The sequence below is a fragment of the Streptomyces sp. NPDC001880 genome (genome assembly GCF_053594575.1).
In genome coordinates, this window is record NZ_JBSFET010000043.1 from 28845 (window position 1) to 53798 (window position 24954).

General features: G+C 73.2%; 14 protein-coding genes. 5 read left to right on the forward strand and 9 right to left on the reverse strand.

Annotated elements, in window-relative coordinates; translation table 11 throughout:
* Positions 1-133: 133 nt before the first annotated feature.
* Positions 134-604 carry a Rieske (2Fe-2S) protein gene (locus ACWCQ6_RS22470; protein WP_451091783.1) on the reverse strand — a complete coding sequence of 157 codons (471 nt, stop codon included), beginning with the start codon at positions 602-604 and terminating at the stop codon, positions 134-136.
* Between the two features lie 211 nt (positions 605-815).
* Here ACWCQ6_RS22470 and ACWCQ6_RS22475 point away from each other — a divergent pair, with 211 nt between their 5' ends.
* Positions 816-1196, forward strand: coding sequence for a YunG family protein (locus ACWCQ6_RS22475; RefSeq protein WP_451091785.1), 381 nt, complete (start codon positions 816-818; stop codon positions 1194-1196).
* Between the two features lie 108 nt (positions 1197-1304).
* Here ACWCQ6_RS22475 and ACWCQ6_RS22480 read toward each other — a convergent pair whose 3' ends face one another.
* Positions 1305-2129 carry a hypothetical protein gene (locus ACWCQ6_RS22480; protein ID WP_451091787.1) on the reverse strand — a complete coding sequence of 275 codons (825 nt, stop codon included), beginning with the start codon at positions 2127-2129 and terminating at the stop codon, positions 1305-1307.
* A gap of 363 nt (positions 2130-2492) precedes the next feature.
* On the opposite strand from ACWCQ6_RS22480, the gene ACWCQ6_RS22485 reads away from it, so the two are divergent.
* The 3 genes from ACWCQ6_RS22485 to ACWCQ6_RS22495 are packed head-to-tail and all read left to right on the forward strand — an operon-like array spanning position 2493 to position 4046.
* A complete protein-coding gene (locus ACWCQ6_RS22485; protein ID WP_451091789.1) occupies positions 2493-2726 on the forward strand; it encodes a hypothetical protein in 234 nt (77 codons plus the stop codon).
* A 19-nt stretch (positions 2727-2745) separates the two neighbouring features.
* Positions 2746-3234 (forward strand): hypothetical protein, encoded by a 489-nt coding sequence (locus ACWCQ6_RS22490; protein ID WP_072488668.1) that lies wholly within the window; start codon positions 2746-2748, stop codon positions 3232-3234.
* 59 nt (positions 3235-3293) lie between these two features.
* The gene (locus ACWCQ6_RS22495; protein WP_451091791.1) at positions 3294-4046 is read left to right on the forward strand and encodes a thioesterase II family protein; all 753 of its coding nucleotides are present in this window, start codon (positions 3294-3296) and stop codon (positions 4044-4046) included.
* A gap of 70 nt (positions 4047-4116) precedes the next feature.
* Here ACWCQ6_RS22495 and ACWCQ6_RS22500 read toward each other — a convergent pair whose 3' ends face one another.
* From ACWCQ6_RS22500 to ACWCQ6_RS22530, 7 genes are read right to left on the reverse strand one after another with little or no spacing between them, the layout of a single operon-like run.
* Entirely contained in the window at positions 4117-6156 is a 2040-nt protein-coding gene (locus ACWCQ6_RS22500; RefSeq protein WP_451091793.1) for a beta-ketoacyl synthase N-terminal-like domain-containing protein, read from the reverse strand.
* Positions 6153-9434 (reverse strand): non-ribosomal peptide synthetase, encoded by a 3282-nt coding sequence (locus tag ACWCQ6_RS22505; protein ID WP_451091795.1) that lies wholly within the window; start codon positions 9432-9434, stop codon positions 6153-6155. The genes ACWCQ6_RS22500 and ACWCQ6_RS22505 overlap by 4 nt, the downstream gene beginning before the upstream one ends.
* Positions 9435-9439: 5 nt before the next feature.
* Positions 9440-13399, reverse strand: a complete 3960-nt coding sequence (locus ACWCQ6_RS22510) for a non-ribosomal peptide synthetase (protein WP_451091797.1) — start codon at positions 13397-13399, stop codon at positions 9440-9442.
* The gene (locus tag ACWCQ6_RS22515; protein ID WP_451091799.1) at positions 13396-18045 is read right to left on the reverse strand and encodes an amino acid adenylation domain-containing protein; all 4650 of its coding nucleotides are present in this window, start codon (positions 18043-18045) and stop codon (positions 13396-13398) included. Before ACWCQ6_RS22515 ends, ACWCQ6_RS22510 begins: the two co-directional genes overlap by 4 nt.
* Positions 18046-18098: 53 nt before the next feature.
* Positions 18099-19151 (reverse strand): MupA/Atu3671 family FMN-dependent luciferase-like monooxygenase, encoded by a 1053-nt coding sequence (locus tag ACWCQ6_RS22520; RefSeq protein ID WP_451091801.1) that lies wholly within the window; start codon positions 19149-19151, stop codon positions 18099-18101.
* Positions 19136-22657 (reverse strand): amino acid adenylation domain-containing protein, encoded by a 3522-nt coding sequence (locus ACWCQ6_RS22525; RefSeq protein ID WP_451091803.1) that lies wholly within the window; start codon positions 22655-22657, stop codon positions 19136-19138. The genes ACWCQ6_RS22520 and ACWCQ6_RS22525 overlap by 16 nt, the downstream gene beginning before the upstream one ends.
* Complete coding sequence (locus tag ACWCQ6_RS22530) at positions 22641-24128, reverse strand: MFS transporter (protein WP_451091805.1); 1488 nt, start codon at positions 24126-24128, stop codon at positions 22641-22643. Before ACWCQ6_RS22530 ends, ACWCQ6_RS22525 begins: the two co-directional genes overlap by 17 nt.
* Before the next feature lie 182 nt (positions 24129-24310).
* Between ACWCQ6_RS22530 and ACWCQ6_RS22535 the strand changes: the two genes are divergently transcribed.
* Positions 24311-24697, forward strand: coding sequence for a hypothetical protein (locus ACWCQ6_RS22535; RefSeq protein ID WP_451091807.1), 387 nt, complete (start codon positions 24311-24313; stop codon positions 24695-24697).
* Positions 24698-24954: the final 257 nt, after the last annotated feature.

Genomic DNA, 24954 nt, shown 5'->3' on the forward strand with positions numbered 1-24954 from the left:
CGGCCTGGACCGCCTCGACAGCGGTGTCGTGGATCGCCTCCTGGCTCACGCGGGTCAGTTCGTCGATGTGCGTGCGCGTGGTGGTGGGGCGCCCTCCGGGAGCCGGGCGCGGACCCGGTCCCGGACGAGGCGGTCAGGACGAAAGCGCGATCGAGTCGCCTGTGACCGTGATCTTCACGGCGGGCAGCGGCCGAGTGGCGGGGCCTTCTGTCACGGCGCCCGTCGAAGCGTCGAACTTGCTGTCGTGACACGGGCAGTCGATGGTGCCGTCCACGACGCGAGACACCGTGCATCCCTGATGGGTGCAGCTGGACGAGAACGCCTTGAACTCGCCGGCCTTCGGCTGCGTCACCACGACGCCCTGGTCGGCGAAGACCTTCCCGCCGCCTGCGGGGATGTCGGCGGTTTTCGCCAGTGCGGTGCCGCCGGTGTCCATTCCGTCGCCGGCCGGTTCGACCACATCCGACACATCCGACACATTCGAACCGGCCGATTCCTTCTGGTTGCCGCAGGCGGTGAGTACGGCGGCCACCGAGGCGGCTCCGGCCGCGACGACGACGGCCCGGCGCCCGGGACGTCCTTCGTTGTTCCGCGATGTGCTCATACTGTTTTTCCCTTCCGCAGTGTTCACGACTTCGGTCGTCGCCCAGGGGTACGCGCAGCGGGCCCCCCGTGTTCAAGCCCGGGGACTTCTCCGGGAAGCCCCGTGGGCGGCACCGCGGCGGATGGACGACGACCACCCCCTCATCGGCAGATCCGGGCACCGGCATGAGCGGCCGGGAGGATTGTCAGAGGCGTCTGCGAGGCTGAGCGGCATGACACTGAGCAACTTCCACGAACTTGAGCAGGCCATTCGCAACGGCTGGGGCGCGGACACCACGACGCCGGAGCACCGTCCGGACTGGACCCCGGACAATCCGGCGCGGGACCAGTGCGGTGTCACCGCCCTGGTGGTGCACGATCTGCTGGGCGGTGATCTGATCCGCGGCGAGGTCCATGTCGACGGTGAGCGAGTGGACTACCACTGGTGGAACCGTCTGGGCATGGGGATCGAGGTCGATCTGACCCGCGAGCAGTTCGCCCCCGAGGAGATGGTCGTCGGCGGGGACGTGATCGAACGGCCCGCGGAGATCGTGCGGCTCCGCGAGGAGTACGAACTGCTCCGCAGCAGAGTCGTGACGGCGCTGTGCTCCTAGGGTGGGTTTCGAAAGTCCCGCCTGGGCGTGGGCGTCCGGGCGGACGACGCTGCTTTCGAAACACGCCTCAGGCGTCACCGTCCCGGGGCCGGGAGAGCCGCCGCGTCGCTACGCGTTCTTCGCGCGGAAGACCGGCAGCCCCTCGCGCATCCGGTCGAACAGCAGGCTCTGGTCCAACTGCTCCTCGTCCTCCTCGTTGCTGAACACCTCGTCCACCAGGAGCTCGCGCAGCCGCTCCTGCACGCCCTCGCCGTATCCCTGCTGGTAGTCGTCCAGGTCGAAGTGGGTGTCCGCCTCCACCGTGGCGATCGTGCAGTGGTCGTCCTCGATGACCAGCCGGGCGCGGACGGTGGCCGCCTGGAGCGTGTGGTCGTTGTAGTGGCCGTAGACCACCTCGGCCGCGATGTCGCCGCCGACGGACATCTCGCCGTCGGTGTGCACCGCGTGTGCCGTCACATCACCGCCGACCGCGACGACGGAGTCGGGGCCGCAGTCGGCCAGGCAGCCTTCGACGGTCAACGAGCCGGTGACCACGAACGGGGCCGCGATGTCCAGATGCCCCCGCACCACGAGATCCCCGTGGTGGAAGAACGGGGCGTCCGCCTGCCGGTCACCGGCCAGGGCGCGGTCCGTACGGGCGTCGTCACCGAGAATCCCCGCGCACAGCTCCGGTATCAGCGGCACATGATCGGAATCGGCGTCGTTCCGGAGCCCGGCGACGAACTCCTGGAAGCTGCCGAACTCCGGCTGTACGAGCTCCGTGAGCCAGCCGCTTGCGTCCGGAACCCCGGCGGCCTCGAAGGCTTTGGACGCGGCGGACCGCATCGCCTCGGCGACCCGGCGGGCCACCTTCATGTCGATGGGCAGGGGCCGGCCGGTCACCGCGCGGGATCCGGTCCGGTCCGACACGTCTTCGTTCACCAGTTCACTCATGGCGGGAGTCTATGAACCACCGCTGACATCGAGCGCAGCCGCGCGCCCGGTGAGTGTGCCGCTCTCCAGGCCGAGTTCGCGTTCGGCCGTGCTGACCGCCATGCGGGTGAACGGCCTCGGGACGGTCCTGCCTCGCGGTGTTGGCGTGTGCGCCGAGACCGTCGATGACCACGAGGATCTGGGTGGTCGTCACATACGGGTCGTCGCTGCGGAACTCGCCGCGGTCGACACCCTCGTGGACGAGGTCCTCCAGGCGGCCCCGCCAAGCGCCCCCGAAGCCGCCGCCGGAACTGCCGATCGCGGCGGCACCCGGACCCTACCGTCGACTCCCGTAAGCGATGACCGACGCCATGGAGGACAGGGATGAACAACAGCATGCGTACGGCGGCCGCTGCCGCGGCCCTCGTTACCGGTCTCGTCGCGGTCGGCGGGACCACCGGTGCCTCGGCAGCCGAGCGTCCACAGCGGATCACCAACCAGGAGCAGCTCGCCAGAAGCATCGCCCAGGCGGTCGCCGCCGAGCAGCAGAAGGGCGCCGTCACCGACGGAGTCATCGGCGGCATGGTGGTCAACTCGACAGCTCAGCGTTCCTGCTGACGAACCGGAGGTGAGCACCGTGGACAGCACTGCGGACCGTGCCCGGGACGGGCAGGAAAGCCCCCTCAGATGGTGTCCGAGCGGTGATGCGAGCCGCCCGGAGACCGTCGTCCTCGGCGTGCGGTCCGGGGAGCACGATCAGGTGGTCTACCTGGCCGAACCCGTACCCGCCGCCGATGTTCTCGGTAGCATTCCGGAGGGGATCGCCCCCAACCGGGTGCTCCGGTTCGCCTCGCACTGCGTGTCGGACTGTGCGAACCGGGTCGGCGAGGCCTGCGGGCTGATCGAACGGATCACGACCGTACCGGCCGAGCCCGGCCCGGCCGCCGTGCCACGGTGCCACCTCCGCCCGCACTGCAAGTGGTGGAACCAGGTCGGTGTCGAGGCCTGCCACCGCTGCCCGGCCCTGACGACCCTGGAACCCCGTGACGACGAACTCGCCGTTCTCGTCGCGGACCCGGCGACCACCCGTGAACAGCTGGAGAGCTGGATCGCCGCCGAACAGTGAGCGGAGACGTTCACGGATTCGGTCACGGACCGAACCGAGAACACGAGAGAAGGGATGTCGTGAACAACTGGATAAGGTGCTTCCGCCCGGACCCCGAAGCCGGGGCGCAATTGCTGTGCTTCCCGCACGCAGGTGGTTCGGCCAGTGGCTACACCCCGCTGGCGACCGAGGTCGCGGGGACGGTGGAGGCACTGGTCGTGCAGTACCCCGGCCGCCACGACCGCATCGCCGAACCGTTCGCCGAACGGTTCGGCGTTGTCGTGGACGCGGTGCTGGCCTCGCTCCCCCCGAGCGGGAGCCGGCCGCTCCTGCTGTTCGGCCACAGCATGGGCGCGCTCCTGGCGTTCGAGACGGCACGGCGGCTCGCGGCCGAAGGGCGGGCGCCCGCGGCGCTGTTCGTCTCGGGCAGCGAGGGCCCCTCGCTGCCGCGCCGCTCACGGCTGCCCGAACCGCCCGGCGACGACGACCTGATCGGGGAGATGCGACTGCTTTCCGGCACGCACGAGGCGCTGTTGGCGCATCCGGAGATCCTCCAGCTCGCGCTGCCGCCGCTGCGCGCCGACTACGCCATGCTGTCCGCCCGCACCTACGTTCCCGGGCCGCCGCTCCACTGCCCGGTCGTCGCGCTGACCGGGGACAGCGACCCCCGGGTCTCCGTCGAGGGCGTACAGGCCTGGGAGCGGGAGACCGAAGGTCCCTTCGAGCGGCATGTACTGCCCGGCGGACACTTCTTCCTGAGTGACCATCTGCCGTTCGTCGCGGATCTCGTCGCCGCGCACGTGTCCGGTCGAGCGGCCCGCACGGTCGCCTGACACCACGCACCGCACAGGGCTTGGGCCCCGGCCCCCTTGGCGGGGCCCGAGCCCTGTGCCATTGCCACGCTCACTCCGCCTCGAACTCCGAGAGCAGGGCGTCGAGGGAGTCGTCGCCCTCCCCGGTCGCCACGATCCGGCGAGCCATCTCGTGCAGTGTCAGCTGCTCCAGGAACAGCGTGATGGGGACATCGAGATCGAAGTCGTCCCGGAGGCAGCCGACCAGGTGGACGGCGGTCAGTGAGTCTCCACCGGCCGCGAAGTACGTCATCTCCGGGTCGTCGGCGTCCGCCAGGCCCAGGGCCTCGGCGAGCAGAGCCCGTACGCCCTGCTCCAGGCCGGCGGCATCGCCGCCCTGCCCCGGCTGTTCCTCGGCCGGTGCGACGGGGCCGAGGCAGTACGCGCCGTAGCTCTCGCCGGCGAAGGGGTAGGACGGCAGCGCGACCCGCCGGCCGTCGCCCTCTCGCACCACCGGCTCACCCGCCAGCCAGGCCTCGCCGAGCGCGTCGGGTCCGCCGAGCGCCACCGCACCGCCCGAGGCCAGTTCGGCGAGCAGCTCCGCCGCTCCCGCCCGGTCCCCGGCCCGTACATAGCCGCGCACGGCCATCGGCGTACGGCCCTGGCACAGCGTGTACGCGGTGTCGGCGAGGGACGGGGCACCCGGATCCCGCAGCGCCCCGGCCAGCCGGCCGGCCAGCGCGGAGAGGTCCTCCCGGGTGCGGGCGGACAGCAGCAGGACCTCCGGCGCGCCCTCGGCCTCCGGTGCCCCGGCATCGGTGCGCCGGGGAGCCTCCTCCAGGACCACGTGCACATTCGTGCCGCCGATGCCGACCGAGCTCACCCCGGACCGCCGGGGACCGTGCTCGGGCTCCGGCCAGGCGGCCGGCCGCTCGATCAGGTGGAACGGCGATTCGTCGAAGCCGAGTTCCGGGTGCGGGCGGCCGGCGTCGGCGTTCGGCACCAGGGTGGCGCGCTCCAGCATGAGCACCGACTTGATCAGTGCGGCCACGCCCGCCGCGGCGTCCAGGTGGCCGATGTTCGACTTCACCGAGCCGATCCCGATCCGCCCGGTGCCGAGCGCGCCCTTGAACGCGGCGGCGGCCGCCGCCGCCTCGATGCGGTCGCCGAGCGCGGTGGCCGTGCCGTGCGCCTCCAGGTACTGGGCGTCGGCCGGGTCGAGACCGGCCGCCGCCCAGGCCTCCACGATCGCGGCGGTCTGCTGGTCGACGCCGGGCGCGGTGAACCCGGGCTTGGTCGCGCCGTCGTTGGTGACGGCGCTGCCCCGGATGACCGCCCGGATCGGGTCGTTGTCGGCGAGCGCGTCGGACAGCCGGCGCAGCACGACCACGCCCACCCCGTTGCCCGGCACGGTGCCGCCGGCCCGCTCGTCGAAGGGCCGGCAGCGGCCGTCCGGCGAGTAGATGCCGCCCTGCTGGTGGACGTAGCCCCGCTTGCGCACCGTGTCGACGGCGACGCCTCCGGCCAGCGCCGTGTCGCACTCGCCGAGCAACAGGGACTGCACCGCAAGGTGCACCGCCGTCAGCGAGGTCGAGCAGGCCGTCTGCACCGTCAGGCTCGGGCCCTCCAGGCCCAGCCGGTAGGAGATCCACGGGGCGAGGAACTCGCGGTCGGTGAGGATGCGCACCTGAAGCGCGCCGATGGACGCGGCGAGCCGCGGATCGGTCTGCGCGGCCAGCATGTGCTCGGTGGGGCCGCCACCGACGTACACGCCGGTACGTGCCGTGCCGCCGCGCGGGCTGCGGCCGGCGTTCTCCAGCGCGGACCAGGCCGTCTGCAGGAGCAGCCGGTGCTGCGGGTCGAGGGCCGCCGCCTCGGTGCGGTTGAAGCCGAACAGCTCCGCGTCGAAGAGGTCCGCGTCCGCGAGATGGCCCTTGGCCGGTATGTAGTCGCGGCCGCGCACCTCCTGCGGGTCGGCGCCGTCGGCGATCAGCTCCTCCTCGGTGAAATCCGTCACCGAGCAGAGCCCGCCGAGCAGATTCTGCCAGTAGGTGTCCAGGTCGGGGGCCCCGGGGAATCGGCCGCTCATCCCGACGACCGCGATCGCGGAGTCGGCTGCGAGGGGCTCGGCGGCGCTGGCGTTCTCGGTCATCGTGTGGAGCCTTTCCGGTAGCTGAGTCGACGGGCTGCGGCGGTGCGTCGTGCGTGCCGGTCACCGCCGCGCGCGGCGGCCGTGTCGGCGGGAGGTTCGGCGGCAGTTCCGGCGGCAGCCCGGTCGAGGAAGGCCGCGAGGGAGCTGACGGTGGGATGACGGAACAGGTCGACCAGGCTGAGTTCGCCGTACGTCCCCAGGTCGCGCAGGGCGGACAGAACGCTCAGCAGCCGGATCGAATTGCCGCCCAGGTCGAAGAAGTGGTCGGTGACGGCGACGAGTTCGAGATTGAGCACCCGGGCCCACAGACCGGCCACCAGCCGCTCGGTCGCGGTGCCCGCGACGGTGGTCGAGCCGTCCGGCCGGCACCGCACGGTGGCGGGTTCCGGGAGCCGGGCCCGGTCGATCTTGCCGTTGCTGCTGAGCGGCATCTCGTCCAGGCGCACGAACACCTCGGGCACCATGGAACCCGGCAGCCGCCGGGCGAGATGGGCGCGCAGCTCCGCGTCCGGCGGCGCCGCCCCGTCCCGGCCCACGACATACGCCACGAGCCGCTGGGCGGTGCCCGTGCCGCGGACGGTGGCCGCCGCCAGGGCGACGCCCGGCGCACCCGCCAGCAGCGTCTCGATCTCGCCGAGTTCGACGCGTACGCCACGCAGCTTGACCTGGAGGTCGGAGCGCCCGAGGTAGTGGATGAGGCCGTGCGCGTCGATCCGGCCGAGGTCGCCGGTGCGGTACATCCGGGTGCCCGGTGCGCCGTGCGGGTCCGCGACGAACCGTTCGGCGGTCAGGGCGGGCCGGCCGATGTAGCCCCGCCCCAGCGAGGCACCGGCCACATAGATCTCACCGGCGACTCCGGCGGGGACGGGCCGGAGCCGCTCGTCGAGGACGTAGACCCGGGCCCCGGGGACGGCGCCGCCGAGCACCACGGGTTCACCGGGGGTGAGGTCCCCGGTGGTCGCGTAGACGGTGACCTCGCTGGGCCCGTACGCGTTCACGATCCGCCGTCCGGGCGCGCTCAGCCGCTCGACCAGTTCGGCCGGGCACGCCTCGCCGCCGACCGCGACGGTCCGCAGCTCGGGCAGCTGCCCGGTCAGGTCGGGCAACAGCATCGCGGCGGACGGCGGCAGGAACACATAGGTGATGCGGGAGTCCCGCAGCCGCTCCAGGAGCGCCTCGCCGATCCGCTCGTCCTCGCGCGGGATGTGCAGTTCCGCTCCGGCCACCCAGGGGAAGAAGAGGTCGGACACGGCGACATCGAAGCCGAACGACACGAACTGCAGCACCCGGTCGTCGGCGTGGACCGGGAAGGAGTGCCGGACCGCCCGGGTGAGGTTGATCAGCGCCCGGTGCTCGATGGCGACGCCCTTGGGAACGCCGGTGGAGCCCGAGGTGAACAGGACGTAGGCAAGGTCCTCGGGGCCCGGTGCCCCACCGGTCGTGACGGCTCCCGGAACGACCGGGTCCGTGACGGCCGGGCGGTCGACCCGGATGCACGGCACCGCCAGGCTCTCGCCCTTGTCCGCGGTCTCCCGGGAGGTCAGGAGGAGCCCGGTGCCCGAACTCCCCACCATGTGGCGGAGCCTGGCCTCCGGGTGGGCCTGGTCCAGCGGTACGTAAGCGCCGCCCGCGCGCAGGACGGCGAGCGCCGCGATTCCCTGGTCGGCCGAGCGGGGCAGCAGCAGACCGACCCGGAAGCCGGGCCGCACCCCGGCGGCGCGCAGCCGGGCGGCCAGCGCGTCGGCCCTGGCGAGCAGTTCGGCGTAGCTCAGGCGGAGGTCGCCGCAGACCAGGGCCGTGGCATCGGGGCGTTCGGCGGCCCGGTCGGCGATCAGATCGGGCACCAGGCGGTCCAGTGGCGCGGCCTGGGCGAGGCGGTCGGCGCCGGCGATGATCCGGCGGCGCTCGTCGGCCGGCACCAGCTCCACGGTGGACAGCGGCGCGGACGGGTCCGCGAGGAGCCCGGCCAGCAGCGTGCGGAAGTTCTCCGTCCAGCGGTGGACCGTTCCGGCCTCGAACAGGTCGCTGCGGTAGATGAACTGGGCGGCGAGCCCGGCGCCCCACCGCTCCATGAACAGGTGGAAGTCGAACTTGGCGGTGTCCAGCGTCAGGGGGAGCCGTTCGGTCGTGGCGCCGGCCAGCGCCAGGTCCGGCGCGGCCTCGTCCTCGTAGCTGAGTGCCACCTGCACCACCGGGTCGTGGCTGGTCTCACGGACCGGGGCGAGGGCGTCGACCACCGCCTCGAACGGCGCGTCCTGGTAGGGCTGCGCCGCCAGCATCGAGGCCCGGACCCGGCGGGTGAGCTCGTCGAGCGAGGGGTCGCCGGACAGGTCCACGCGCATCGCCAGGGTGTTGGTCAGCATCCCGACCATCTCATGGAGTTCGGGCCGCTCGCGCCCGGACGCCGGATAGCCGATGACCAGGTCCTCGCCGCCCGAGAGGCGGGAGAGGAACGCGGCGTACGCGGCGAACATCGTCATGAACGGGGTGGCGCCCGAGGTCGCGGCCACCTCGGCCAGGCGTTCCCTGATCTCCGGGCCGAGCAGGAAGCGCTCGGTGCCCCCGGCCGCCGTGCGGACCGGCGGACGCGGACGGTCCAGCGGTAGCTCCATGGTGGTGGGCGCGCCGCGCAACAGGCCGACCCAGTGCTCCACGGACGCCTCGAAAACCCCGTCGGCGGCGCGCTCCCGCTGCCAGGCCGCGTAGTCGGGGAACTGGAGCGGGAGTTCGGCAGGCCGGTACGCCCGGCCCCCGGCCTCGTGCCGGTACCCCTCGGACAGCCCCTCCAGCATGAGGCCGAGCGACCAGCCGTCGCAGACCAGGTGATGGGCGACGAGCAGCACTCGGTGGCTGCCGTCGTCGACGGCGTACACGGTGCAGCGCAGCAGCGGCCCCTCGGCGGTGTCGAAGGGACGGGCGGCCTCGGCGCGCACCAGGTCGTCCGCACGGCCGGCGGGCACGTTCCGGTGGACCGTGAGCGGCACGCGCCCGACGGCCGAGACGCGCTGGGCCGGAGTGCCGTCCTCAGCGGTCCGGAACACGGTACGCAGCGCCTCGTGGCGGTCGACGAGCGCGTCCAGCGCGCGGCCGAACGCGGCGGTGTCGAAGGGCCCGTGCACCGAGAAGGCGACCGGGACGTTGTACTGCGGGGAACCCGGATTCAGCTGGTCGAGGACGAGCAGGCGGCTCTGGGCGTCGGAGGCGGGAAACTCGTACTCCTCGTTCCCCACGCCCTCCGCGGCGTAGAGGTCGATGAGATCGACGGCGTCGACAGTCATGGGTTTCAGTCCCCTCGGAGGGCGGTTTCGAGGACCGCGGCGATCTCGGCCGCCGGGCCCGGGGTGAGTACGTCGCTGTGACCGCAGTCCAGTTCGTGCACATCGAGCGCGGCGGTCACGCCCTGCCACGCCCCGGTCTTCTCGGCCGTGGTCGGCCACGCGTCGTGCGTCGCCGAGAAGAGCGTCGTCCGCCCGTCGTAGGGGGACGGGCACCACTCCCGTACGAGCCTGGTGTGGTGCGCCCCGGCGTCGACGAGGTTGTGCAGACGCGCGACCGAAAGGCCGTCGAAGGCCCCGTCACGGGCTGCGGCGAACACCGCCGACCGCTCCAACTGCCCGGCAGGGAGTGACAGTTCCGGGGCGTGTGAGTGGAGCAGGATGCGCAGCATCTCGTCCTCGACGGCGGCGGGGTCCAGCGGGGTGCGTCTGATCTCCTCCGGCATCGGCATGGCGTCCACGACGGCGAGCATCCTGACCTCCTCGCCGGCCCGGCGCAGCCGCACCGCCAGTTCATGGGCGAGCGCACCGCCGAAGGACCGGCCGATCAGCAGATACGGTCCGTGCGGCTGGAGTTCGCGCACACGGCGCAGATACTGCTCCGCCATCTCGCCCATGGTGGACGGGAGCAGGCCGACGCCGTTCAGCAGCGCCGGGCTCTGCAGGGTGTGTACCGGGCGGGCCGCATCGAGGTGCGGCAGCAGGTTCACGTACGACCAGCTCAGACCGAGCCCCGGGTGCACACAGATCAGCGGGGCGCGGTGGGATCCGGTTCGCAGGGTCAGCACCGGCTCCAGGCTGTTGTGGTGCGGCTCGCCGGACGCCTTCGCGGGCGAGGGGCGCTCGCGGGTGGCGCGCAGCGGTGTCCGGGGAGCGGGGCCGTTCGTGGACTGCGGCGCGTCGAGCCGGGCGGCGAGAGCGGCCGGGGTCGGCGCGTCGAACAGGGCGGAGACCGGGATCCGTACGCCGAGGACCGTCTCGATCCTCGACTTCAGGCGCAGCGCGGTCAGTGAGTGGCCGCCGGCCAGGAAGAAGTCGGTGTCGGGTCCGACCGCGGGGATCCCGAGCACCGTGCCGAACAGTGCACACAGCTCCCGCTCGCGCGCGGTGCGCGGCGCCCGGTGGGCCGCCGGTTCCCCGGTGGGGCCGGGTTCGGGGAGCGCGGCCCGGTCGACCTTCCCGTGGCGGGTGAGCGGCACCTCGTCGATCCGGACCCACAGCGAAGGCACCAGGTGCGCCGGCAGCTGCCCGGCGGCATGCTCCCGCACCCGGGCGAGGGTCCGCTGCCACTGTTCCTCCCCGCCCTGGCCCTCGGCCGGTACCAGCCAGGCGGCCAGCAGCTTGCCGCCCGCCGCGTCCCGCCGGGCACCGACCACGGCCCGCGCCACGCCGGGGCAGCCCGCCAGCGCGGCCTCGACCTCGGCGGGCTCCACGCGGAAACCGCGCACCTTGACCTGGTCGTCGGCCCGGCCCGCGAACTCCAGTAAGCCGTCCGGGGTCCAGCGGGCCAGGTCCCCGGTGCGGTACATGCGGCTGCCCGGCGGCCCGTACGGATCGGCCACGAACCGCTCCGCGGTGGGCACCGGCTGCCCGAGGTAGCCCTGGGCGAGCCCGCTGCCGCCGAGGTAGAGCTCCCCGGTGGCGCCGGCCGGGACGGGGCGCAGCCGGGCGTCCAGGACATGGGCGCGGGTGTTGTCCAGGGGGCGCCCGATGGGGACCGCGCCCGGGTGCCCCGCCGAATCCCGCGACACGGTGTGCGCGGTGGCGAAGACCGTCGTCTCGGTGGGGCCGTATCCGTTGACGACCGCCGTGTCCGGGCAGTGCTCCCGGATCCGGCGCACGGTGTCGGGTGCGAGGACGTCGCCGCCGGACCACACCTCACGGAGCCCGGACAGCGACCCGGGAGCGATCTCCGCGACGGTGCGCAGCAGTTCGGGTGTGAGCACCAGCGCGGTGACCCGCCGTTCCCGGACCACCCGCTCCAGCAGGTCGGGAGTGACCGCCTCGGCGGGAGCGACGACCACCGTCCCGCCGTTCAGGAGCGGGACCCACACCTCGTAGGTCGAGGCGTCGAAGGTGTACGGGTTGTGCAGCAGCACCCGGTGGTGGGCACCGCCGGCGAAGCGGGCGTCGACGGCCAGTTCGGTGATCGCCCGCTGTGGGACCACCACCCCCTTGGGCTCCCCGGTGGAGCCGGAGGTGTAGATCACACAGGCGGCGGCCCCGGGATCGGCGGGAACGGCCTCGAACGGCGCGTCCCCGGACTCCTCGGTGACGTCGAGCACCGGGGTACCGGCGGGCAGCCGGGCGGCAGCCGGACCCGTCCCCGCGGTGAGGACGAGCGAGGGTGCCGCCGCCGACATCAGCCGGACCAGCCGCTCCTGAGGCTGAGCCGGGTCGAGAGGGAGCCAGCAGGCACCCGCCTTCAGGACTGCGAGCTGGGCCACGACCACGGACGCCGAACGGGGGAGCAGCAGGGCCACGGTGTGCCCCGGTGCCACACCGGCCCGGACGAGGCGGCCGGCCAGCCGGTCCGACGCGGCGTCGAGCCCGGCGTAGCTGAGCAGCTCGCCGTCGGTGTCGACGGCCGGTGCGTTCGGGGTCCGGGCCGCCTGGGCGGCGAACCGCCCGGCCGGGGTGGCGGGTTCGGCGGGTGTCCGGGCCGGGCCGTCGGCCAGGGCCAGCAGTCGCTGCCGCTCCGCCGCGGGCAGGGCGTCGATGTCGTCCACCGGTGTCCGCGCAGAGCGGGCCAGCTGCTCCAGCACGTGTGCCAGGCGCTGGGTGACCGCGTCGGCGCAGATGCCCCGGCGGCAGCTCACCGACAGCAGCAGCCGGTCCTCGGCGACCGCCGCGACGGTGACCGGGTAGTGCGTCGCGTCGGTCACCTTCACCAGGCGGACGGTGCCGGGGCCGTCGTCGTTCCCGGCACCCCGGGGAAAGTTCTCGAAGGCGACGACCGAGTCGAACAGTTCACCGGCCCCCACGGCGCGCTGCACCTCGGCGGTGCGGGCGTGGTGGTGCTCCAGCAGCCGGGACTGCTCCTCCTGGACCCGCAGGAGCAGTTCCTCCACCCGCTCGCCGTCCCGCAGCCGCACCCGGACCGGCAGGGTGTTGATGAACAGGCCCACCATGGACTCGACGCCCGGCAGGTCGTGCGGGCGCCCCGAGACGACCGCGCCGAAGACCAGGTCGCGGGAGCCCGTCAGCCGGGCCAGGACCAGCGCCCAGGCCACCTGCACCAGGGTGTTGAGGGTGACGCCCGTTTCGGCGGCCCTCCGGACCAGCAGCTCGGTGAGGCCGGTGGACAGCCACAGCTGTGAACGGTCGGGTGCCGTGTCCGGTCCGGCGGGGGCCGGCAGCGCGGTCCGCTCCAGCCCCTCCAGCGAATCGCACCACGCGGCCTCCGCCTTGTGCCGGTCCTGGCCGCCCAGCCACACCAGATAGTCCCGGTAGGGCGCGGCGGGCGGCAGCGGCCGGCCCGCCACGAGGGCGGCGAGGTCCCGCTCGACGACCGGCATCGACCAGCCGTCCAGCAGGATGTGGTGGAAGGACACGACCAGTTCGGCGCCGGTGTCGTTCCGCAGGAACGTGGCACGCACCAGCGGCGGGCGGGCCAGGTCGAAGCGGAGCGCCGCGTCCTCGCGCAGCACCTCGTCGGTCCGCACACGCACCGCGTCCGGGGCGAGACCGGTCAGATCCGCCTCGCTCCACGGCACCCGGACCGCCTCGGGCACGACCTGGACCGGCCGGTCCAGGCGCTCGTGCCGGAAGCAGGCGCGCAGATTCGGGTGCCGGACCAGGAGCGCGGTGACCGCTGCCCGTACCGATTCCCCGGTGACCGAGGGGCCGGTCAGGAACCGGGCCTGCACCAGATAGGGGTCGGGTCCCTCGGTCTGCCGGGCGGCCTGGAAGAGCAGGCCCTCCTGGAGCGGGGAGAGCGGCAGTACGTCCGCGATGCGCGCGTTCATCGTCGCTCCCCCTCGCCGTCGGTGGAGCCGGAGTCGTCGAAGCCGGCGTCGAGGTCGCCGAAGTCCATGTCCTGTCCGAGCAGTTCGAGCTGGTCGCCGGTGAGGTCGACGAGCGGGAAGTCGGACGGGGTGTGGACGGCGCCGTCGTCCGGCCCGCAGTGGTCCGCGAGGACGCCGAGAGCCTCGGACCACGCCCCGGCCAGTGCGCGCACCTCGTCCGCGGTGAGCACCCCCGAAGGGTAGGAGAAGCTCGCCTCCAGAACGGGCTCGCCGTTCTCCTCACGGGCCAGCACGTCCACCTCCAGGGTGTGCGCCAGCGGCACGGCGTCCGGGCCCGGCTCCAGCAGCCGCCCGCCCGCCGCGTCGCCCGCGGCGAACCGGCCCAGATAGTTGAAGCGGACGTCGGGGGCCGGGAGCGCGGCGAGTGCCGGGCCGGTCCGGGGGTCGAGGTAGCGCAGCAGACCCCAGCCGAGCCCGCCGGACGGCACCGACGCCAGCTGCTCCTTGACGCACTTCAGGGCCTCACCGGGCCGGCCGCCGGGCGTCACCCTGGCGGCACCGAGGTCCAGACGGACCGGGTACTGCGTGGTGAACCAGCCGACGGTGCCGGACACGTCGACCTGGGCGGAGACGGCCTCGCGCCCGTGGCCCTCCAGATGCACGACGAGCGCGGAACCGGTGCCCCGCCGCTGGACGGCCGCCGCGGTCAGCGCGGTCAGCATCACCGCGTCGGGACGGCAGTTGAAGGAGCCCGGCAGGGTGACGAGCACACTGCGGGTGAGCCCCGGGTCCAGCTCGAAGGTGAAGGTCTCGCGCTGCCCGTCCGACCCCAGGCCGTCGGCCAGGCCCGCCGTGCCGTCCGCCAGCTGCCGCTCCCACCAGGGGAGTTCACCGAGCCGCAGCCCGGCCTCCTGGGAGAGCAGCCGGGACCACCGGGTGAACGAGGCGCTCCGGGCGGGCGCGGCCGCGCCCTCGGCGCCGCGGTCCAGCGCCGCGGCCAGCTCCTGGCCGATCACCCGCCAGGAGAAACCGTCCACCGCCAGGTGGTGCACGGTCAGCAGCAGCGCGCCGGGCCGGCCGGGGCCGGGGTCGAGCCAGACCGCCCGCACCATTTCGCCGTGCTCGGGCCGCAGGGCGAGAGTGCGCGCCAGCTCCGTCGCCCGGGAGTGGAGATCGGCGTCCGCCGGAACGGCCACCCGGACGGCCGCCGCGTCGACGGGCCCGCTCTCCTCGGGCACCTGGAGCTCCCAGCCTGTGTCGTCCCCGCGCACCAGGCGCATCCGCAGCGCGGAGTGCCGCTCGAGGAGCGAGGAGACGGCCGCCCGGATCGCCGCGAGTCCGGTGCCGGGCGCCAGCGGGAACAGCATGGACTGGGTGAACGTCGCGGTGTCCTGGACCTGTTCGCGCCACCATTGCATCACCGGGGTGAGGGGCAGTCGCCCGGTTCCGGTGTCCTCCTGCTCCGGGGCGCCGCCGTCGGGCGTGCGGGCCAGCACGGCCAGCCGGGCCGGGGTGCGTACGGTGAACACGTCGTGCGGCGAGAGCACGAGCCCGGCCTCCCGCGCCCTGGCGGCGAGCTGGATCGCCATGATGCTGTCGCCGCCGAGCCGGAAGAAGTCGTCGTCGGTACCGGCCTGTTCGAGGCCCAGGAGCTCGGCGAAGAGCCCGCAGAGGATCTCCTCACGCGCCGACCCGGGGAGCCGGACGGTGTCCGAGGTCCGTGGCGCGGGCGCGGGCAGGGCGTCCCGGTCGAGCTTGCCGTGGGACGACAGCGGCAGCGCGTCCAGAGCCACCACGGCGGCCGGGACCATGGCCGCGGGCAGGCGCCCGGAGGCGTGCAGCAGCAGCGCGCCCTCGTCGATCTCTGAGCCCGGCGCGGGCACCGCGTATGCGACGAGCTGGGCGCCGCCGGCCCGGTCCTGGCGTACGACGGCCACCGCCCTTCCCACGGTGGGGTGTTCCGCCAGCGCGGCGGCGACCTCGCCGGGCTCGATCCGCAGCCCGCGCAGCTTCACCTGCTCGTCGCCGCGCCCGAGGTAGTAGGTGCGGCCGTTGTCGTCGCGGTGGGCGAGGTCGCCGGTGCGGTACATGCGGCTGCCGGGCGGACCGTAGGGGTCGGCGACGAACCGCTCGGCGGTGAGCGCGGCACGGCCCAGGTAGCCACGGGCGAGCGCGGCACCCGACAGGTACAGCTCACCGCCCGCCCCGGCCGGTACCGGACGCAGCCGCTCGTCGAGGACATAGACGGTGGTGCCCGCCACCGGTGTGCCGATGGGCGGCACCGTGCCGTCGGCCTCCAGCGGTCCGGAGACGGTGGACACGACGGTCGACTCGGTGGGCCCGTAGGCGTTGTGGAAGCGCCGCCCCGCGGTGGCCCAGCGGGCCACCAGCTCCGGCGGGCAGGCCTCCGCGCCGACGACCAGGGCACGCAGATCCGGATGTGCTCCGGCCGGTACGGTCGCGAGTACGGACGGCGGGACGAACGCGCAGGAGATCCGCCGCTCGGTCAGTACCGTCCCGAGGGTCTCGCCCACGAGCGGACCCGGGGGCGGGAGCACCAGGGTTCCGCCGGAACCGAAGGCCAGGCACAGCTCTCCGACGGATATATCGAAGGAGGGCGGCCCGAGCTGGAGCACCCGGCTGTCGGCGTCCAGTCCGATGCCGTCCACCAGGCTTCGGGTGAGCGCGGCCACACCGGCGTGGGTGACCACCACGCCCTTGGGGGTGCCGGTGGAGCCGGAGGTGTGGATGACGTGGGCGACATCGTGCGGTGCCGGGCCGCCGGGCGGCAGCGGCTCCCCGGACCAGGAGTCCTCGTCGAGAACCAGGGTCGGCAGCCCGGTCCCCAGGGGCGCGGCGCCGGGTTCGGTGACGAGCAGCACGGGCGCGGCCTCGGCCAGGACCCGGCGGAGCCGCTCGGCCGGGTGGGCGGGGTCGAGGGGCAGATAGGCGGCGCCGGCCCGCTGGACGGCCAGCGCCGCCACCGGCCAGTCGCTGCCGCGGGCGAGGGCGAGGGCCACGACCCGCCCGGGGCCGGCCCCGAGACGGACGAGCCTGCCCGCCAGCCGTGCCACCCGGTCGTCCAGCCGGCCGTAGCTCAGGGTGTGCCCCGGGGACTCGACGGCCGGCGCGTCCGGCGTGCGGACCGCCTGCCGCGCCACCAGCTCGGGCAGTGAGAGGGGGGCGGGGGCGGCGGGCCCGGCGGATCCGGAGAGCAGCTCACCGCGCATGGCACGGGGCACCAGGTCGATGTCCCCGATGAGGGCGGTGGGGTCGGCGGTGATCTGCCGCAGGAGCTCGACGTAGCACTGCGTCCAGCGGGCCACCGTCTCGGGGCTGAAGACATCGGTACGCAGCCCGAAGCTGCCCTCCATGCCGTCACCGCTGTCCTTCACCACGCCGACCAGGTCGTGCTCGCCGCCTGTGTGGATGCGCTCCGGCTCCGCGAACTCCTTCATCACCGAGACGCTGGGCTGCTGCGTCAGGTGCATGAACACCCACTGGTACAGCGGGGCCCGGCCCGCGCTGCGCTCGGGCGCCGCGGCCGACACGATCCGGCCGACGGGCACGTCCGAGTTGGCCATCAGATCCGGGAAGTCGACGGCGAACCCGGCGAGCACATCGGCGAAGGAACGCTCCGGCGTCACCCTCCAGCGCGTCGGCACGGCGTTCATGACATACCCGATGACCCGGTCGAGGCCCTTGGCCGCGCGATTGGCGATGGGTGTGCCGAGCACCAGGTCGTCGGCGCCGCTGACCCGGTGCGCCAGGACGGCGAAGGCGGCCATCAGGACGACGTAGACGGAGGCACCACGCTCCCGGGCCAGGGCCCGCACGGCAGCGGTGGTCTGCGCGTCGATGCGGAAGGGGACCTGGGCGATCCCGCCCCCCTCGGTGACGGCGGTGCCGCCCGGCACGGTGAGCGGACCGGGCGGGTCGGCGAGATAACGCCGCCAGAAGTCGAGCCGACTGGCGAAGACCCCGGACTCCTCCAGCTCGCTCTGCCAGCACGAGAAGTCGGCGTACTGGACGGCGGGCCGGGTGATGGGCGGCTCCAGGCCGTCGCGCAGGGCTCCGTACACCTGCGCGAACTCGTTCTGCAGCACGTCGAACGACCACCAGTCGCTGATGGTGTGGTGGAGGCTCAGCATCAGGGTGGAGCGCCGTTCGTCGACCCGGACGAACCGGGCCCGGATCAGCTTGTCCCGGCCGAGGTCGAAGGGGCGGCTGCGGAAGGTCTCGAAGGCCTCGTCGATCGTCCTGGCGGTGCCCCGCAGATCCTCGCGCTCCAGATCGAAGGTCGCGTCGTCGTGGAACTCGACGTGCAGCTCGCCCGACGGGTCCGTCACGATCCGGGTCCGCAGGATGTCGTGGTGACGCTGGATCAGCGTCAGCGCCGCCTCCAGATGTGCCGCATCGACGGACTGCTCGAAGTGGTACGCGGCGCACAGGTTGAGCGCGGGGGTGCCGGGATACAGCGAGTCGTACACCCACAGGTCGTGCTGCGCGGGGCTCAGCGGCACCCGGCGGGCCGGGTCGCGCGGCGGTATGACGGCGGGTATCTCACGGGCCCGCCCGGCCTCCAGCAGACGGCGCATCAGGCGGATGCGCTGCTCCCTGCCGAGTGCGCCGAACCGGTCGGCCATGGAAGAAGGGGACGCGGCACCCGGGACGGGGCGCGAAACGGTGGGGGCGCTCATCACAGGTTCTCTTTCAGTTCGGCCAACCGGTGCAGCCCGGCCAGTACGTCGTCGCGTCCGATGCCGAAGTCGATGAAGCAGGCGACCTCGTCGACGCCCAGCTCGGCCAGATCGGCGAGCATCTTGGCGCAGTGGCCGGGGGAGCCGAGCAGGCTGCCCCAGCTGAGATAGCGCTCGAACGCGAAGTCGGCGAGCATCGCGGTCTGTTCCTCGGTGAGAGCCGCCGTCGTGGCGTCCGCGGAACGGTTCGCCGCGGTCTGGCGGACGTACGAGGCGAGATAGGTCTTGAGCGGTGCGCCCGCCATCCGGCGGACCTCCGCGTCGTCGGTGCCGACGTATGTATGGGCCATCAGCGTGACCCGGCCGTGTGCGTCTGTGCCCCGCTGGTCGGGGGCCGCGGCGCAGGCGGCGCGGTAGCGGGCGATCTTCTCGGCCAGCTCGTCCCGGCTCTGCCCGACCGTCGCGCCGAGCACCCCGGCGCGCAGGCGTCCGGCAGCCTCCCAGGTCTCCGGGTTGCCGGACGTGGTGATCCACAGCGGCAGGGTGTCCTGCACGGGCCGGGGCTGGGGCGTCACGGAGACCGGGGTGCCCGTGCCGTCGGGGTACTCGGCGGCCTCGCCCGCCCAGAGCGACCGCAGCCGCGGGATCGTCTCCAGGGCGGACCGCCGGCGGTCCTCGTAACTCTCGGGGGCCAGCGTGAAGTCCTTGGAGTGCCAGCCGGTGGCGACGGAGAGACCCACCCGTCCGTGCGACAGGTTGTCCACGACGGCCCAGTCCTCCGCCACCCGCAGCGGGTGGTGGAGCGGCAGCACGACGCTGCCCGCGCGGATCCCGATCCGCTCGGTGGCGACGGCGAGCGCCGCGCTGAGTACCGGAGGGCTGGGGAAGACCTGCCCCACCTGCTGGAAGTGGCGCTCGGGAGTCCAGACGGCGTGGAACCCGAGCCGGTCGGCGGTCCCGGCCACGGAGAGGATGTCCTCGTAGGTCTCGGTGTGCCGGGCCCCGCCGGCCGTGGTGCTGTCCGCACCGAAGAACATCACACTGAGGTCCACTGCCACTCCTCCTGCTTTCTGCTGGACTGGGTCTGGGGTTGCGGACGGCGCGGCACCCTGGGGCGGCGCGGGATGGGGGACGCGGCGGGCGGCGCGGGTCTGACGACCGCCTGTTCCAGCTCGGCGGCGAAGGCGGCGACCGTGGGCGCGGCGAACAGCTGGGCCACCGTCACCGGTCTGTCGGAGCCGAGCCGGGCCACGGCGCGCACCGCGCGCAGGGAGTTGCCACCGAGTGCGAAGAAGTCGTCGTCCGGGCGGGCGACCGGCACGCCGAGGACCTCGCCCCACACGGCGGCGATCTCCTGCTCCAGGGCGGTCATCGGTCGCCCGGCGGCGCCCCGGTGCCGGGCGGGTGCCGTGATCCGGTCGCTCTCCCCGGCCCGCCGGGGCGGCGCGGTGAGACCCAGTTGCGACAGTAGCGTGCCGGGGTCGGCCGCAGCCGCCTCCAGGGCCTCGGGGAGGGCGAGTGCGAGCCACTGGACGAAGTCCGCCTCCAGCGCCTCCCCCCGGTACTCGAACGTCAGCGTCAGCCCGTCCGGTGCGCCCTGCTCGGAGGTGGAGTCCGTGACGTCCACCAGGAGTTCGAACCGGGCGGCGCCGGTGCGCACGATCTCGACGCCGTGCTCGGCACCGGGCAGCGTGACCTCGGCCCGCGCGTTGTTCTGGAGCGCCAGGACCACGTCGGTGAACGGCTGACGGCCCGGGGAGCGGGGCGGATTGAGGCCTCCGACCACGTCCTCGAACGGCACGTCCTGGTGGCTGAACGCGGCGAGGTCCGTCTCCCGTACCCGGGCGAGCACTTCGCCCGCGGTGGGGTCGCCGGACAGATCGGTGCGCAGTACCAGCATGTTGACGAAGAACCCGACGACGTCCTCGACACTGCCGTCCCCGGCACGCCCGGCCACCGGGGCTCCGATCGCCAGGTCCTCGTCCGCCCCGGCCCGCACCAGCACTGTGGCCAGCGCGGCGTGCAGGGCCATGAAGAGCGTGGCGCCCCGGGCGCGGGCCGCGTCGACCACCCGGGCGTGGGCCGCCGCGTCGAGCCGGCGGACCACGACCTGCGCGGCCGGACCGGGTACGGCGGGGCGCCCGGCGCGGCGGGGCAGCAGCGGACCGCCGGGTGGCAGCCCGTCCAGCTCCTTGCGCCAGTACCTGAGCTGGCGGGCGGCGAGGGCGTGCGGATCGGACACGGAGCCGAGCCGGTCGAGCTGGTGGCGGGCGTGCTCCCCGTAGGGGACGGCGAGCGGGGCGAGCCCGGCAGTGTCCGCGCCGCTCACCCGTGCCTCGTAGGCGCGCGACAGATCGCGGAAGAGCGGCCGCAGGGACCATCCGTCCCCGGCGATGTGATGGACCAGCACCAGCAGCGCGTGCTCCTTCGGCTGCTCCAGGCTGGTGAACAGCGTTGCCCGTACCGGGAGTTCGGCACGCAGGTCGAAGCGGTGCCGGGCCTCCCGCTCGATCTCCCGCTCCATCGAATCCCCGGCGACCCGCAGGTGGCGGAAGGGAGGCCGCGCGGCCGCCCCGTTCAGCACCCGCCGCACGGGGGCGCCGTCGGACTCCTCGAAGACGGTGCGGAGCACTTCGTGACGGCCGGCGACCGCAGCCAGCGCCTCGCCCAGCGCGGCCGCGTCGACCGCGCCGCGCAACCGGACCAGCATCGGCAGGTTGTACGCGGCGCCCGCCCCGATCCGGTCCAGGAACCACAGCCGGTGCTGCGCGTGCGACACCGGGAGCGCGCCGGAGGCGGTGCCGGGCGCGGGAGCCGCGCAAGGAGCCGGGGGAGCGGTGTCGACGAGCGGGGCCAGCAGCGCCGGGGTGGGCGCCTCGAAGAGCCCGCGGATGTCGATCTCGGCGCCGAGCACGGCGTGGATCCGGCCCAGCAGCCGGGCGGCCAGCAGGGAGTGGCCGCCGAGGGCGAAGAAGTCGTCGTCCGGGCCGACCGGGCCGGTGCGCAGCACCTGGGAGAAGAGCTCGCACAGCGCGGCCGCGGTGCCGCTCCCCGTCGCCCGGCCCGGGAGGGCCGCCGCGGTGCCGGGCTCCGGCAGGGCCGCCCGGTCCAGCTTTCCGCTGGGGGTGAGCGGCAGCGCGTCCAGCGGTACGAAGACCGCCGGGACCAGGTAGTCGGCCAGCACGCCGCAGGCGTGGGCACGCAACTCCGTTTCGGAGAAGTTCTCCCGGGCACCGCCGCGCGGCACGACGTACGCGGTCAGCTGCCGGTCGCCCGCCGGGTGCTCATGGGCGACGACCGCTGCCCGGTCGACGCCGGGGTGCCGGGCCAGCACGCTCTCGACCTCGCCCGGCTCCACCCTGAAGCCCCGGATCTTCACCTGGCTGTCGGCCCGGCCCAGATATTCGAGGACCCCGTCGGCACGCCGTCGCCCGAGGTCGCCGGTGCGGTAGAGACGCTCACCGGACGGGGCGGCGACGAAGCGTTCCGCGGTCAGCGCCGGCCGTCCCCGGTATTCGCGGGCGAGGCCCGCCCCGGCGGCGTAGATCTCACCGGTGCGGCCGTCCGGTACCGGGCGCAGTTCCTCGTCGAGGACGTACAGCCGCTTGCCCGCCAGCGGACGGCCGATCGGCACCGGACCCTCGCCGAGCTCGGCGAGGCTCACCGGGTGGACGGTCAGGAAGACCATGCACTCGACGGGCCCGTAGCCATTGCTCAGCCGCAGCTCCGGCCGGCGCTCCAGGGCACGGGCCGCGTGCGGCGCGGACAGGGCCTCGCCACCCACCACCAGCTCCCGCAGTCCGTCCATCACCTGCGGGTACTCGTCGACGACGACGTTGAACAAGGACGCCGAAAGGTACATGGAGGTGATGCCGTGCTCGGCGACGAGCCGTGCCATCACGAAGGGTTCGGGCCGCCGGCCGGGGTGCAGGACACAGGTCCCGCCGTTCATGAGCGGCCCCCACAGCTCCATGGCGAACGCGTCCCAGGACAGCGGCGCGCACTGGAGCCAGATCGCGCCGGGACCGAACGAGGCGAAGGTCTGCCCGGTGAGGGTGGACGTGATCGCGTGGTGCGACGAGGCGATGCCCTTCGGCCGCCCGGTCGACCCGGAGGTGAACATCACGCACGCGATGTCGTCGGGCCGGACCCGGACGGCGCCGCGCGGCAGCGGCTGCGCCCCGTGGACGTCCTCGATGTGCACCTGCTCCACGTCGAGCATGCCGGGCGCGGCGTCGCGCGCCGAGACGACCACGGCCGTCCTCGCGTCCTCGGCCATCGCGCGCAGCCGTTCGGCGGGGAATCCGGGGTCCAGGATCACGTATCCGGCTCCGGCCTTGAGGATGCCGAGCACCGTCACGACGAGTGCGGCGGAGCGCTCCAGGTACACGCCGACCGTGTCACCGGCCCGGATGCCCCGCGCGGCCAGCAGGCCCGCCAGCCGGGCCGCCCGCTCGTCGAGTCCCGCGTAGTCGATCCGTTCGTCCTCGTGGATCAGCGCCGTCGCGCCGGGCGTCCGTGCCACCTGCTCCTCGAACAGCTCATGCACGCACCTCATCGCGCTCACCTCCTCGGCACTCGCTCTGCCCGGCGGGCTCCTGCGGGGCGTCGAGGTCGGGCAGCAGGTCGTCGATGTTCCTGATCGAGCGGCTGGCGAGGCCCCAGACGGCGACCCCGGTCCCGCCGATGCCGGCGAGGAACAACATGGCCGCCATGCCGCTGCCCGGACCGTCGCCGACGAGGGGACCGAGCACGGTGAAGAGCCCGGAGCCCCGCGCGGCCAGCGGTTCGAAGACCTGGTCGGCGAGCGGTCCGGAGACCGCCATGGCCACGGGCACGGAGATCTGCGACAGGAACATCACCGCGCCGAAGACCCGGCCCTGCCATTCGTGGGGGACCTTGGTCTGCACGATCGTCTGCATCGAGGCGTTGACCACCGTCATGAGCAGGGCGCCGACCAGGATGGCCAGGCACCAGCCGGTCACCCCGTCCACCAGGCTCATCACCACCAGGGCGGACAGGCACATGCCGACCACGCCGAGCATCATGCCCCGGCCCCGGTTCGCGGGGCCGCCCCAGGCCGCCATGAGCAGGGCCCCGGCCACTCCGCCGATGCCGACCGAGGTGTTGACCGCGGCGAGCGCGCCGTTGCCGGCCCGGATCAGCACCATCGGCGAGATCAGGGCGAAGCCGAAGACCATGACGAGGTTGACGACGCAGAAGTTGACGATCAGGTCGCGCAGGCCGGGTACCCGGAACAGATAGCGCAGCCCCTCGACGGCATCGGCGGTGATCCGTTTGCGCGGTGCGTCGGTCTTTTTCGTCACCCGGTCGCCGTTGAAGCGCACGATCCGGATGCCGATGAGGGCGAACGCGTAGCTCGCCATGTCGACCAGGAGCGTCGGGCCGATCCCGAAGAGGGCGACGAGCAGACCGCCCAGCGCGGGGCCGCCGATCCCGGCGGCACTCTTCGCGCCGGCCAACAGGCCGTTGGTGCGGTCCAGTTGGTCCTTGCGGACCAGGAGGGGAACGGCCGAGGACAGGGCCGGGAACTGGAAGGCGGCACAGATGCCGAGCAGCACGGCGGCCGGATAGACCTGCCAGGCGTGGAATGCGCCGAGGTAGTGGAGCAGGGCCAGTGTGCCCACCACGAGGAGCCCGCCGACGTCGGCAATCTGGAGCGCGGTGCGCTTGGGTATCCGGTCGACGATTGCGCCCGCAATGGGACTGAACACGGCCTGCGGCAGCATGGCGCACAGCGAGAGGACGGTGACAGCAGTCGCCTTCCCGCCGGACGCCCACACCTCGACGATGAAGGCGAACCGGACCGCCGCGCTTCCTGCCAGGGACACCGCCTGACCGGACCAGACGAGGAGGAAGGGCCCCATTCCCGAAAAGCGACCGGGAATGTCCGTTGATATCCGGGTGCCCATCAGGATCCGGATCCCTTGTGCACCGGCATCCGGCACATCGTGCCCGAGCCGTCGAATCGATTGGTTGCCACGCCTCAATCCCCCAGGATGTCGCATCCTCTGCGGATCACCACGGATCCCTGTCCGAGCCGAACGGGGGTCAGCATGCGGCCATCGATTACCGCTGCGTTCCCTTGGCGAACGAGGGAACGGGAAGAAAGCGGGAACGGTTCGGGACGGAACCGGGAGCCGGGTGGGCAAGGGTCGTTCCGTAGTTGTCTGCAGTAAGGAGTACTCACGTGAAGGACCCCAGGGATCGTTCCCCCGACGGTACGGAACTCCGCCAGGCCTTCCAGGACCTGTCCACCGTGGAACGGTGGGCCGAGCGTGTGGCGTCCGGTGTCCAGTCCCCTCCGTACACCGCGCCGGAGTCCTTGGAGGGGCCCCAGTTGAGCGTCGAGACCAGAACCGAGAACGGCATGCACACGGTGGCCGGGATCGTGGAGTGGCCGCCGGGTGCCGACACCGGCCCGGCGGTCCTGGACGAGACGGAGCGCGCGGTGCTCCGTTCCCTCGTGAGATCGCTGCTCGACCTGGCCGGTCATGAGTCGGGAACGGCCCGTACGCGCGTGGTACTCACCCCCCTCGGGCCACGGGTCGCCGCCTGTCGGCTCGACGTGGATTAGTGCCTGTCCGGCGGATCATGGCCGGGGTCGCGGCGTCTGGCACGGCGCCTCGCGGCGTTGCCGAAACATCCGAATGGCTCCGCCATCAAGACGCTCCGGCGCCTTGCGATGCACCGCACCGGACGCCGCGCCCTGTCCGACCCTGATCCGCCGGACAGGCCCTAGTAGTACTTCGTTAGGTTGATTTGATCTCGGTGGTTGCGGTGGCGCATGCTGCGGCCTGTGGATCTTGGTGAGGTGGAGCGGCTCCGTGAACG

What these genes read in the sequence shown, in the direction of transcription:
- ACWCQ6_RS22480 (WP_451091787.1), bottom strand. Translation starts at nt 2,129, where the DNA reads ATGAGTGAACTGGTGAACGAAGACGTGTCGGACCGGACCGGATCCCGC.
- ACWCQ6_RS22505 (WP_451091795.1), bottom strand. Translation starts at nt 9,434, where the DNA reads ATGACTGTCGACGCCGTCGATCTCATCGACCTCTACGCCGCGGAGGGC.
- ACWCQ6_RS22475 (WP_451091785.1), top strand. Translation starts at nt 816, where the DNA reads ATGACACTGAGCAACTTCCACGAACTTGAGCAGGCCATTCGCAACGGC.
- ACWCQ6_RS22485 (WP_451091789.1), top strand. Translation starts at nt 2,493, where the DNA reads ATGAACAACAGCATGCGTACGGCGGCCGCTGCCGCGGCCCTCGTTACC.
- ACWCQ6_RS22515 (WP_451091799.1), bottom strand. Translation starts at nt 18,045, where the DNA reads ATGGCCGACCGGTTCGGCGCACTCGGCAGGGAGCAGCGCATCCGCCTG.
- ACWCQ6_RS22525 (WP_451091803.1), bottom strand. Translation starts at nt 22,657, where the DNA reads ATGAGGTGCGTGCATGAGCTGTTCGAGGAGCAGGTGGCACGGACGCCC.
- ACWCQ6_RS22470 (WP_451091783.1), bottom strand. Translation starts at nt 604, where the DNA reads ATGAGCACATCGCGGAACAACGAAGGACGTCCCGGGCGCCGGGCCGTC.
- ACWCQ6_RS22500 (WP_451091793.1), bottom strand. Translation starts at nt 6,156, where the DNA reads ATGACCGAGAACGCCAGCGCCGCCGAGCCCCTCGCAGCCGACTCCGCG.
- ACWCQ6_RS22510 (WP_451091797.1), bottom strand. Translation starts at nt 13,399, where the DNA reads ATGAACGCGCGCATCGCGGACGTACTGCCGCTCTCCCCGCTCCAGGAG.
- ACWCQ6_RS22530 (WP_451091805.1), bottom strand. Translation starts at nt 24,128, where the DNA reads ATGCGACATCCTGGGGGATTGAGGCGTGGCAACCAATCGATTCGACGG.